This window comes from Kitasatospora sp. NPDC003701, from assembly GCF_053587085.1.
Genome location: NZ_JBSFNM010000114.1, coordinates 1 through 12,741 on the forward strand (window position 1 = coordinate 1; position 12,741 = coordinate 12,741).

Here is a 12,741-nt window from a genome sequence, read left to right on the forward strand (position 1 = left end):
GCGCGTGAGGGTGGTTTCCTGCACGAGGCGGCGGAGTTCGATCCGGCGTTCTTCGGGATCTCGCCGCGTGAGGCGCTGGCGATGGACCCGCAGCACCGCCTGCTGCTGGAGACCTCCTGGGAGCTGTTCGAGCGCGCGGGCCTCGAGCCCGCCTCGCTGCGCGGCAGCCGGACGGGCGTGTTCGCCGGCGTCATGTACCACGACTACGCGACCGTCCTCGCCGGCGGCGCGGACGACGTCGAGGGCCACATCGGGAACGGCAACTCGGGGAGCATCGCCTCCGGGAGGCTCGCCTACACCTTCGGCCTGGAGGGGCCGGCGGTGACGGTGGACACGGCGTGTTCGTCGTCGTTGGTGGCGCTGCACCTGGCGGTTCAGGCGCTGCGGTCGGGCGAGTGCGACCTGGCGCTGGCGGGCGGTGTGACGGTGATGTCCACCCCGGCGACGTTCGTGGAGTTCTCGCGTCAGCGTGCGCTCGCGGTGGACGGCCGGTGCAAGGCGTTCGCGGATGCGGCGGACGGTACGGGCTGGGGCGAGGGCGCGGGCATGCTGCTCGTGGAGCGGCTGTCGGACGCGGTGGCCAACGGGCACAAGGTGCTGGCGGTGGTGCGGGGTTCGGCGGTCAACCAGGACGGTGCCTCCAATGGCCTGACGGCGCCGAACGGTCCGTCGCAGCAGCGGGTGATCCGCCAGGCCCTGGCGAACGCGCGGCTGTCGGCCGGCGATGTGGACGCGGTGGAGGCGCACGGGACGGGCACCCGGTTGGGTGACCCGATCGAGGCGCAGGCGCTGCTGGCGACGTACGGCCGGGAGCGGGCGGCGGAGGAACCGCTGTGGCTGGGGTCGTTGAAGTCGAACATCGGTCACACGCAGGCGGCTGCCGGTGTGGGTGGTGTGATCAAGATGGTCATGGCGATGCGGGAGGGTCTGCTTCCGCGGACGCTGCACGTGGACGAGCCGTCGAAGGAGGTCGACTGGGCCTCCGGTGCGGTGGAGCTGCTGTCGGAGTCGCGCTCGTGGCCGCAGGTGGATCGTCCTCGGCGTTCGGCGGTGTCGTCGTTCGGTGTGAGCGGGACGAACGCGCATGTGATCCTGGAGCAGGCGGAGGCGCCGGTCGAGGTGGCGGTCGAGGAGGGCGTCGAACTCCCGGTGGTGCCGCTGGTGGTGTCGGGCAAGTCCGAGGCGGCGGTGCGGGCGCAGGCCGCTGCGCTGTTGGAGCGGTTCGGCACGGATCCGGGGCTGAGTGTCCTGGATGCGGCGTTCTCGCTGGCGACCTCGCGTTCGGTGTTCGGGCACCGGGCGGTGGTGATGGCCGAGGAGCGCGGTGAACTGCTGACCGGTCTGGGTGAGTTGGCCTCCGCCGGTCTGGTTTCGGCCGGGTCGGTGGCGGGGTCGGGTGCTGCCGGTGGTGTGGTGTTCGTGTTCCCGGGTCAGGGTTCGCAGTGGCTGGGGATGGCGGGTGAACTGCTGGACTCCTCGGCGGTGTTCGCGTCGCGGATGGCGGAGTGCGAGCGGGCGCTGAGTGGGCTGGTGGATTGGTCACTGGCCGCGACTGTGCGCTCGGAGGACGAGGCGTGGCTGGGCCGGGTGGATGTGGTGCAGCCGGTGCTGTGGGCGGTGATGGTGTCCCTGGCGGAGGTGTGGCGTTCGTTCGGGGTCCAGCCGGCGGCGGTGCTGGGTCACTCGCAGGGTGAGATCGCCGCTGCCGTGGTGGCGGGTGGTCTGTCGTTGGAGGACGGCGCGCGGGTGGTCGTGCTGCGTTCGCGGGCGATCGCACGGGACCTGGCGGGTTCGGGCGGCATGGTGTCGGTGGCCGAGAGCGCCGACGGTGTGCGGGGCCTGTTGGAGGAGTGGGCCGGCGGTCAGGTATCGGTGGCCGCGGTGAACGGGATCGCTTCGACGGTGGTGTCCGGCCCCGCCGAGCCGCTGGAGGCCTTCACCACCTGGTGTGAGGGTCGTGCGGTGCGGGTGCGGCGGATCCCGGTGGACTACGCCTCGCACTCGCACATGGTCGAGGGCCTGGAAGCCGGCCTGGCACGTGACTTGGCCGGGATCTCCCCGGTCTCCGGCACCGTCCCCTTCTGGTCGACCGTGACCGGTGGCTTCCTGGACACGGCCGCACTGGATGCCGGGTACTGGTACACCAACCTGCGTCGGACGGTGGAGTTCCGCGCAGGCGTGGAGGGGCTTCTCACGCTCGGCCATGGCCTGTTCGTGGAGGCCAGCCCCCATCCGGTGCTGGTCCCGGCGATCGAGGAGGTCATCGGCGAGGCCGGCCCCGACACCACGGCGGTCGCGGTCGGCACCCTGCGCAGGGGCGAGGGCGGCACGGCGCGGCTGACGGCTTCGTTGGCGCAGGCGTTCGTCCACGGCGCCCCGGTCAGCTGGCCCACCCTCTTCGAAGGCACCGGCGCGCGCCGCGTCGACCTGCCGACCTACGCCTTCCAACACCAGCGCTACTGGCCGACGAACGCACCTGCCCGCACCCTCAGCACGGAGGTCGTGGACGAGGAGTTCTGGAAGGTCGTTCAGGGTGAGGACCGGGAGGGACTGGCCCGCATGCTGGACCTCGGCGAAGAGGCCCGGGGCACCCTGGACACCTTCCTGCCCGCGCTCTCGACCTATCGCAGGCGCCGGCGCGAGAAGTCGGCCGGCGACGGGTGGCGCTACCGGGTGGTGTGGGAGCCGATGGCTTCCCCGTCGCCCGGGCCGGAGAACGGCTTCACCGGCACGTGGCTGCTGGTGGCGGCTCCCGGGGTGGCCGATGCCGGATGGGCGGACGCCGTCGTCGAGGCGGCGGAAAGCGCGGGCGGTGAGGTCCGGTTGCTGGAACTCGACCCGGGGAGCGCTGTCGGTGCCGATCGGGCAGGCTTTGCCCGGCGGATCGCCGAAGCGGTAGAGGCAGTCGGCGCCGACCGGGCAGCCGGGGCGGGTGAGACCGCGCCCGGAGGCGGATTCGCCGGTGTCATCTCGCTGTTGGGCCTGGACGAGCGACCCGTGCCCGGTCACGTGGGCGTGGCCGCCGGCCTGGCGGCGACCCTGCTGCTGGTGCAGGCACTCGGCGACGCACGCGTCGACGCCCCGCTGTGGGTGCTGACCCAGGACGCCGTCCTGGTCGACGGCTCGGCGGACCGGATCGATCCGGAGCAGGCCCAGATCTGGGGGCTCGGGCGGGTCGCCGCACTGGAGCACCCGGGACGTTGGGGTGGGCTGATCGACCTGCCGGAGAAGCCGGACGAGGCGGCGCTGGACAGGCTGCTCAGTGTGCTCGCCAACGGCCGGGCCGAGGACCAGGTGGCGCTCCGGTCGTCCGGCGCGTTCGCTCGTCGGCTGGTCCGGGCTCCCGGTGACGGCGAGGCGGCACCGGTGCGGGAGTGGCGTCCGTCGGGGACGGTGCTGGTGACGGGTGGTACGGGTGCGCTGGGTGGTCATGTGGCGCGCTGGGCGGCGGGTCAGGGGGCGGAGCACCTGCTGCTGGTGAGCCGGCGTGGTTCGCTGGCCCCGGGTGCGGACGAACTGGTGGGTGAGCTGACGGCGCTGGGGGCCAAGGTGACGGTCGCGGCCTGCGACATCGCCGACCGCGACGCGCTGTCCGTACTGCTCGACGGCATCCCCGCCGAACACCCGCTCACCGCGGCCGTCCACACGGCGGGTGACGGATCGTCGGCCCTGCTGGACGACTGCGGGGTGGACGATCTGGCCGGTGTCGCACGGGCGAAGGTGGCCGGGGCGGCGAACCTCGACGACCTCCTGCGCGACCGGGAGCTGGACGCCTTCATCCTCTTCTCGTCGAACGCCGGCGTCTGGGGGAGCGGCGGGCAGGGCGCCTACGCCGCGGCGAACGCCTTCCTGGACGCGCTGGCCGAGCGGCGCAGGCTCGAAGGGCGTCCGGCCCTGTCCGTGGCCTGGGGGGCCTGGGCCGGCTCGGGCATGGCCGCTGATGAGGCCGTGGCGGAGCAGCTCCGGCGCCGGGGCGTGCTGGAGATGTCCCCGGCCCTGGCGGTGGCCCTGCTGGTGCAGGCCGTCGGGGAGGAGGCGGCCTGTCTGACCGTTGCGGATGTGGCGTGGGAGCGGTTCGCGCCCGCGTTCACGTCGGTCCGCCACAGCCCGCTGATCAGCGCGATCCCGGAAGCGGCCCGTGCGCTCCAGCAGACTGCGGGAGTTGACGAGGCGTCGGAACAGGGCGAGGACCGGGCCCAGCGGCTGCGCGATCGACTGGTCGCGGCAAATCCGGTTGATCAACAACGTATGCTGGTGGAGTTGGTACGCGAACACGTGGCCGTCGTGCTGGGCCACGCGTCGACGTCGTCGGTGGAGCCGACCACGGCCTTCTCGGAGCTCGGGTTCGACTCGCTCTCCGCGGTCCGGTTGCGCAACCAGTTGAGCGCGGCCACGGGACAGCGCCTGCCCGCGACAGCGATCTTCGACTACCCGACCGCCGTCGCTCTGTCGGACTACCTGCTCAGCCGTCTGGTGGACGAGGAGTCGAGCCCCGATTCCTTCGTCCTGGCGGAGTTGGACAAGCTCGACCCGCTGATCACCACGGTCTCGACCGACCAGTCGAGCGGCCGCAGGATCGAGGCGCGGCTGGAGGCCCTGCTCGCCAGGATCCGGGAGGCGCGCGGCGGCTCGGCACCCGGCAGGTCGGGCGGCGCGGACGGCGACACCGACGAGGGACTCGCCCTCGACCTGCTCGACGCGGCGACCCCCGACGAGATCCTCGACTTCATCGACAAGCAGTTCGGGCGATCCTGACTCCCCTCCCCCCACAGCTACTTGACCTGGCACGAAGCAAGGGAATGAACGATGGCGAACGAACAGAAGCTCGTCGACTACCTCAAGTGGATGACGGCCGACCTGCAGAAGGCCCGGGAGCGGGTCCGCGAGCTTGAGGAGTCGGCGCGGGAGCCGATCGCGATCGTGGGGATGAGCTGCCGCTACCCGGGCGGCGTGCGCTCTCCCGAGGACCTCTGGAAGCTTGTCACGGACGGCGTGGACGCGGTCTCCGGCTTCCCGGAGGACCGCGGTTGGAACGTGGACGGCCTGTACGACCCGGACCCGGACCGCTCCGGCGCGTCGTACGTCCGGGACGGCGGCTTCCTCCACGACGCCGGTGACTTCGATGCGGACTTCTTCGGGATCTCGCCGCGTGAGGCGCTGGCGATGGACCCGCAGCAGCGGCTGCTGCTGGAGACGTCCTGGGAGGCCTTCGAGCGGGCCGGCATCGACCCGCTGTCCGTGCAGGGGAGCGACACCGGCGTCTTCGCCGGCGTCATGTACAACGACTACGCGTCCGCGGTGAAGCAGGCCTCCGACGCCCTCGAGGGCTACCTGGTCACCGGGAACCTCAGCTGCGTCGTGTCCGGGCGCATTTCCTACACCCTTGGCCTGGAGGGGCCTGCGGTCAGCCTCGACACGGGTTGCTCGTCGTCGCTGGTCACCCTGCACATGGCCTGCGAGGCACTGCGCAAGCAGGAGTGCTCGCTGGCGCTGGCGGGCGGTGTGTCGGTGATGGCGACGCCGGGTGCGTTCGTGGAGTTCTCGCGTCAGCGCGGTCTTGCGGCGGACGGTCGGTGCAAGGCGTTCGCGGACGCGGCGGACGGCACGGGTTGGGCCGAGGGCGTCGGTGTCCTGGTGCTGGAGCGGTTGTCGGACGCGGTGGCCAATGGGCACAAGGTGCTGGCGGTGGTGCGGGGTTCGGCGGTGAACCAGGACGGTGCGTCGAACGGTCTGACGGCGCCGAACGGTCCGTCGCAGCAGCGGGTGATCCGCCAGGCGCTGGCCAACGCGCGGTTGACGCCCGCTGATGTGGACGCGGTGGAGGCGCACGGGACGGGCACCCGGTTGGGTGACCCGATCGAGGCGCAGGCCCTGCTGGCGACCTACGGCCAGAACCGTGACGCCGAACTGCCGCTGTGGCTGGGGTCGTTGAAGTCGAACATCGGTCACACGCAGGCGGCCGCCGGTGTGGCGGGTGTGATCAAGATGGTGATGGCGATGCGGGAGGGTGTGCTTCCGCGGACCCTGCACGTGGACGAGCCGTCGAAGGAGGTGGACTGGTCGGCGGGCTCCGTTCAGCTGTTGACCGAGCGTCAGGCTTGGCCACAGCTGGATCGTCCTCGGCGTTCGGCGGTGTCGTCGTTCGGTGTGAGCGGCACGAACGCGCATGTGATCCTGGAGCAGGCGGAGGCGGGTGTGCCGGCCGTCGAGGAGACCGTGGCCGTGCTTCCCGCGGTTCCTGTCGTGGTCTCGGGCAAGTCCGAGGCGGCGGTGCGGGCGCAGGCCGCTGCGCTGCTGGAGCGGTTCGGCACGGATCCGGGGCTGAGTGTCCTGGATGCGGCGTTCTCGCTGGCGACCTCGCGTTCGGTGTTCGGGCACCGTGCGGTGGTGATGGCCGAGGAGCGCGGTGAACTGCTGACCGGTCTGGGTGAGTTGGCCTCCGGTGGTCTGGTTTCGGCCGGGTCGGTTGCGGGGTCGGGTGCTGCCGGTGGTGTGGTGTTCGTGTTCCCGGGTCAGGGTTCGCAGTGGTTGGGGATGGCGGGTGAACTGCTGGATTCCTCGGCGGTGTTCGCGTCGCGGATGGCGGAGTGCGAGCGGGCGCTGAGTGGACTGGTCGACTGGTCACTGACCGCGATCGTGCGCTCGGACGACGAGGCGTGGTTGGACCGGGTCGATGTGGTGCAGCCGGTGTTGTGGGCGGTGATGGTGTCCCTGGCGGAGGTCTGGCGTTCGTTCGGGGTGGTACCCGCGGCGGTGCTGGGTCACTCGCAGGGCGAGATCGCCGCCGCCGTGGTGGCGGGTGGTCTGTCGCTGGAGGACGGCGCTCGGGTGGTCGTCCTTCGCTCGCGGGCGATCGCACGGGACCTGGCCGGCTCGGGCGGCATGGTCTCGGTGGCCGTGGGCGCCGACGGTGTGCGGGGCCTGTTGGAGGAGTGGGCCGGCGGTCAGGTGTCGGTGGCCGCCGTCAACGGGGTCGCTTCGACGGTGGTGTCCGGCCCGGCGGAGCCGCTGGAGGCCTTTACCACCTGGTGTGAGGGTCGTGGGGTGCGGGTGCGGCGGATCCCGGTGGACTACGCCTCGCACTCGCACATGGTCGAGGGCCTGGAAGCCGGCCTGGCGCGGGACTTGGCCGGGATCACCCCGGTCTCCGGTACCGTCCCCTTCTGGTCGACGGTGACGGGCGACTTCCTCGACACTTCCGCACTCGACGCCGGCTACTGGTACACCAACCTGCGTCGGACGGTGGAGTTCCGCGCAGGTGTGGAAGGGCTCCTCGCGCTGGGGCACGGCCTGTTCGTGGAGGCCAGCCCCCACCCGGTGCTGGTCCCGGCGATCGAGGAGGTCATCGGTGAGGCCGGCCCCGACACCACGGCGGTCGCGGTCGGCACCCTGCGCCGGGGCGAGGGCGGGTCGGCGCGGCTGACGGCTTCGTTGGCGCAGGCGTTCGTTCACGGCGCCCCGGTCAGCTGGCCCACCCTCTTCGAAGGAACCGGCGCGCGCCGCGTCGACCTGCCGACCTACGCCTTCCAGCACCGGCGCTACTGGCTGGAGTCGGCTCCGCAGGACGGCGCTGTCGTGGTGGATCCGGTGGACGAGGCGTTCTGGCGTGCGGTGGAGCAGGCGGACGTGGCGTCCGTTTCGGATGTGCTGGGGCTGGACGGCGTGCAGGAGGCGTCGCTGGGTGCGGTCCTCCCGGTGCTGTCGTCCTGGCGCCGGCAGGTGCGGGAGGAGTCGACGGTCGACGGGTGGCGTTACCGCACCACCTGGAGGACCGCCGCTGTCCCGAACTCCGCCTCCCTGTCAGGGAAGTGGCTTGTCGTCACGGGGACCCAGGGCGACGCAGATGCGGTGAAGTTCTGCCTGGGCGCGCTGGAGGGCGCCGGTGCCGAGACCGTCGTGGTCGAGGTCGACGCGGCCACGGCGGACCGGGCCGACCTGGCCGAACGGCTGGCGGCGTTCGGGCCGGTCGACGGCGTGCTCTCGCTGCTGGCGTCCGCGGAAGGCCGCCATGTGGCCGGCGACGCCCTGACGGCCGGGCTGGCGGCGACCGTGGTCCTGGTGCAGGCACTGGGTGACGGGGCCGTGACCGCTCCGCTGTGGGTGGTGACCCAGGGGGCGGTGTCGGTCGGCGCGGAGGGCGACCTGCTGGACCCCGAACAGGCGCAGCTCTGGGGCCTGGGCCGGGTCGCGGCGCTGGAGTACTCCGAGCGCTGGGGCGGACTCGTCGACGTGGTCCGGGGGTCGGACGACCAGCCGGTGCGGGCGGGGCTGCTCGCGGCGCTGGCCGGTGAGCTGGAGGACCAGGTGGCCGTTCGCGCCTCGGGCGCGTTCGTGCCCCGCGTGGTGGAGGCAGGCCTGGGCCGACGCCCGGCCGTGCGGGAGTGGCGTCCGTCGGGGACGGTGCTGGTGACCGGTGGTACGGGTGCGCTGGGTGGTCATGTGGCGCGCTGGCTGGCGGGCCAGGGAGCCGAACACCTGCTGCTGGTCAGCCGGCGTGGTTCGCTGGCGCCGGGTGCGGAGGAGCTGGTGGGTGAGCTGACGGCGCTGGGCGCGAAGGTGACGGTCGCGGCCTGCGACATCGCCGACCGCGACGCGCTGTCCGCGCTGCTCGACGGCATCCCCGCCGAGCACCCGCTCACCGCGGTGATGCACACCGCCGTCGCGTTGGACGACGGCATGCTGGACTCGCTGACCCTGGAGCGGTTCGACTCCGTGCTCCGCTCCAAGGCCACCGCGGCCTGGAACCTTCACGAGGCGACCCGGGACCGTGAGCTCTCGGCCTTCGTGCTGTTCTCCTCGCTGGTGGGTACGCTGCCGTCGCTGGGGCAGGCCAACTACGCCCCCACCAACACCTACCTGGACGCCCTCGCGGAGTTCCGCCGGGCCCGCGGGCTCACCGCGACGTCCGTGGCCTGGGGCGCCTGGGGCGGCGTCGGCCTGGCAACCGGCGCGACCGTCCAGGAGCAGCTGAGCCGCAACGGCATCCCGCCGATGGCGCCGGATCTCGGCATCAAGGCGCTCCAGCAGGCGCTGGATCACGACGAGACCGTCGTGATCGTCGCCGATGTGGACTGGTCGCGGCTCGAACAGCGGCTCAGCGGTGTGCGGAGCACGCCGCTCGTCGGGGACCTGCCGCAGGTGCGCAAGCTGCGCGAGGCCGCCTCCGGTACCCCCGGCGCCCCCGGCACTGCCTCCCTCGCCGACCGGCTGCGGGGCCTCGCCAGGGACGAACAGGAGCGGCAGCTCCTCGACCTGGTCCGCTCGCAGGTCGCCGGCGTCCTGGGACACGAATCGGCGGACGTCGTCCATGAGCGCCGCGCGTTCAAGGAGCTCGGCTTCGACTCACTGACCGCGGTCCAACTCCGCAACCGCCTGGCCACGGCCACCGGCGCGCGTCTTCCCGCGACCCTCGTCTTCGACTACCCGACGCCCGAGGCGCTGGCCGACTACCTCGGCGGCCAGCTGCTGGGCGTCCGGCCGGACTCCGCGGCCGCGCCGGCCGGCGTTCGCGTCGTCGCCGGTGCGGTGGACGAGCCGATCGCGATCGTGGGCATGAGCTGCCGCTTCCCGGGTGGGGTCCGCTCGCCGGAGGACCTGTGGCGGCTGGTCGCCGACGGTGTCGACGCGGTCTCCGGGTTCCCGACGGACAGGGGGTGGGACCTGGGCAGTCTGTACGACCCCGATCCCGAGGTGCCGGGCAAGTCCTACGCCTGCGAAGGCGCGTTCCTGCAGAACGCCGAGGAGTTCGATCCGGGCTTCTTCGGGATCTCGCCGCGTGAGGCGCTGGCGATGGACCCGCAGCAGCGGCTGCTGCTGGAGACCTCCTGGGAGGTCTTCGAACGCGCGGGCATCGCGCCGGACCGGCTGAAGGGCAGCGCCACCGGTGTGTTCGTCGGCACCAACGGCCAGAGCTACGTCCCGCTCCTGATGGAGCGCGCGGACGAAGCCGCTGAGCTGGAGGGCTATGTGATGACGGGGAACACGGCGAGTGTGATGTCGGGCCGGGTGTCGTACGTGCTGGGTCTGGAGGGTCCGGCGGTGACGGTGGACACGGCGTGTTCGTCGTCGCTGGTGGCGCTGCACTTGGCCGTGCAGGCGCTGCGGTCGGGCGAGTGCGACCTGGCGCTCGCCGGCGGTGTGACCGTGATGTCCACCCCGGGTGCGTTCGTGGAGTTCTCGCGTCAGCGTGGTCTCGCGGCCGACGGTCGGTGCAAGGCGTTCGCGGATGCGGCGGACGGCACGGGCTGGGGCGAGGGTGCCGGTGTGCTCCTGGTGGAGCGGCTGTCGGACGCGGTGGCGAACGGGCACAACGTCCGGGCGGTGGTGCGGGGTTCGGCGGTGAACCAGGACGGTGCGTCCAATGGTCTGACGGCGCCGAACGGTCCGTCGCAGCAGCGGGTGATCCGCCAGGCGCTGGCGAACGCGCGGCTGTCGGCCGGTGATGTGGACGCGGTGGAGGCGCACGGGACGGGCACCCGGTTGGGGGATCCGATCGAGGCGCAGGCGCTGCTGGCGACCTACGGTCAGGACCGTGATGCCGAACGTCCCCTGTGGTTGGGGTCGTTGAAGTCGAACGTCGGTCACACGCAGGCGGCCGCGGGTGTGGCGGGTGTGATCAAGATGGTGATGGCGATGCGGGAGGGTGTGCTTCCGCGGACGCTGCACGTGGACGAGCCGTCGAAGGAGGTCGACTGGGCCTCCGGCGCTGTGGAGCTGCTGACGGACAGCAGGGCATGGCCGCAGGTGGACCGTGTGCGTCGTTCGGCGGTGTCGTCGTTCGGTGTGAGCGGGACGAACGCGCACGTGATCCTGGAGCAGGCCGAGGCGCCTGTCGAGGTGGCGGTCGAGGAGGGCGTCGAACTCCCGGTGGTGCCGCTGGTGCTGTCGGGCAAGTCCGAGGAAGCGGTGCGGGGCCAGGCCGCTGCACTGCTGGAGCGGCTCATGGCGGATCCGGGGCTTGGTGTTCTGGACGCGGGGTTCTCGCTCGTGACGTCGCGCTCGCTCTTCGAGCAGCGTGCGGCCGTGGTCGCGGCTGATCGTGAGGAACTCCTGTCCCGTCTTGGGGACTTGGTGTCGGGGTCGGCGGATGTCTCGACTGTGGTGGCGGGTCGGCTGGGGGTGGTGTTCTCGGGTCAGGGTTCGCAGTGGCCGGGGATGGGTCGTGAGCTGAGCGAGTTGTTCCCGGTGTTCGCCCAGGCGTATGGCGAGGTGTGTGCGGAGCTGGGGGTGGATCTGCCGTCGGACGAGTCGGTTCACCGCACCGGTTTCGCGCAGCCCGCGATCTTCGCTCTCGAGGTCGCCCTGTTCAGGCTGTTCGAGTCGTGGGGCGTGTCGGCTGGTGTGCTGGCGGGTCACTCGGTCGGGGAGATCGCCGCTGCCCATGTGGCGGGCGTGCTGTCCCTGCAGGACGCGTGCGTGCTCGTCGTGGCGCGTGGGCGGTTGATGGAGGCGCTGCCCGAGGGTGGGGCGATGGTGGCGGTCGGCGCGCCCGAGGAGGAGGTGCGGGAGCTGCTGGCCGGCACGGAGGGTGTGTGGCTGGCGGCGGTCAACGGCCCCACGTCGCTGGTGCTTTCGGGACACGAGGAGCAGGTCGTGGCGGTGGCGGCGGTGCTCGCCGAGCGTGGCTTCCGTACGAAGTCTCTGACGGTCAGTCATGCGTTCCATTCGGGTCTGATGGATCCGATGTTGGAGGAGTTCGGCGCGGTCGTGTCGGGCCTGGACCTGCGGGAGCCGGTGCTGCCGTTGGTGTCGACGGTGACGGGCCGGGTGGAGTCGGAGTTGTGGACGGATCCGGGGTACTGGGTGCGTCAGGTCCGTGGAGCGGTGCGTTTCGCGGATGCCGTCGCCACGATGCTGGATCTGGGTGCGGGGACGTTCCTGGAGGTCGGTCCGGACGCGGTGCTGGCGGGGATGGTCGCGGAGTGTCTGCCGCAGGACGGTCCGGCCCGTGCCGTGGTGCCGGCCCTGCGGAAGGACCGTGACCAGGCCCGCACCGTGGTCGAGGCCGTGGCCCGTCTGCACGCCACCGGCACCCCGGTCGCCTGGCCTGCCCTGTTCGAGGGCACGGGTGCGCGCCGGGTGGATCTGCCGACGTACGCGTTCCAGCGCCGCCGCTACTGGCTGGAGGCCTCCGAGCGGCCGTTGCAGGCGTCGGAGCGGTTGTCGTCGGATGCGGTGGACGGCCGGTTCTGGGAGGTCGTGGAGCGTGGTGACCTGGCCGGGCTGAGTGCGGCGTTGGGTGTCGACGAGGAGCAGGCGCAGTCGCTGGGCGAGGTTCTGCCGGTGCTGTCCTCGTACCGGCAGCGGGTGCGCGAGCAGTCCGCGACCGACCACTGGCGCTACCGCGTCACCTGGGAGGCGCTCTCCGAGAGCGCGCATGACGCGCTGCCGGGCCGGTGGATCGTCGTGGCGCCCGAGGACGCCGACGAGCGTGACGCGGCCTGGATCGACTCCTGTGTCAGCGCTCTGCGTGGCGGACACCACGAGATCGAGGTGATCAACCTCCCCCTCCGGACGCTGGACCGTGCGGGTCTGGCCGAGCGGTTGGCCGGTGTGGGTGAAGTGGCGGGTGTGCTGTCGCTGTTGGCGTTGGACGAGCGGGTTGTGGGTGGGGAGGGTCGTCTGGCTGCCGGGGTGGCGGGGACGTTGTTGCTGGTGCAGGCGTTGGGTGATGCGGGTGTGGTGGGTCCGTTGTGGGCGCTGACGCGTGGTGCGGTGTCGGTGGGTGCGGGGGACCGGGTG

General features: G+C 71.9%; 2 protein-coding genes. Both read left to right on the forward strand.

Annotation, left to right across the window (positions count from 1 at the left end; all coding sequences use genetic code 11):
- The coding region (locus ACWDRR_RS43000) for a type I polyketide synthase (RefSeq protein ID WP_449777787.1) at positions 1-4,755 on the forward strand (4,755 nt) is incomplete at its 5' end.
- Positions 4,756-4,806: 51 nt separating this feature from the next.
- Positions 4,807-12,741 (forward strand): type I polyketide synthase (locus ACWDRR_RS43005; protein ID WP_449777788.1); only part of this gene is annotated, 7,935 nt, incomplete at its 3' end.